The organism is Pauljensenia sp. UMB3104 (assembly GCF_030217285.1).
In the GTDB taxonomy this organism is placed as follows: Bacteria; Actinomycetota; Actinomycetes; order Actinomycetales; family Actinomycetaceae; genus Pauljensenia.
Window position 1 is genome coordinate 1 of record NZ_JASONN010000575.1, and the last position, 238, is coordinate 238.

The 238-nt window shown below is 70.2% G+C and carries 1 protein-coding gene; it reads left to right on the top strand.

From position 1 onward, the window contains the following. The coding region (locus QP415_RS12830; RefSeq protein ID WP_285100330.1) for a hypothetical protein at positions 1 to 238 on the top strand (238 nt) is incomplete at both ends.

Consider the following 238-nt stretch of genomic DNA (forward strand, 5'->3'; position numbering starts at 1 on the left):
GTCGTCCAGGGCGGCACCTTCCTCAACGACTCGGTGCTGCGCGCCTTCGAGCTGCTCACTGGCCGCGAGGTCGTGCGCCCCGACATCGCCGGCCTCATGGGTGCGTACGGCGCGGCCCTGACCGCGCGCATGCACGACACGGGGGAGGGGACCTCGTCCCTGGCGACGATCGAGGCCCTCGAGGGCTTCAGCGTGGATACGATGCGCAAGACCTGCCGCCTGTGCCAAAACCACTGCC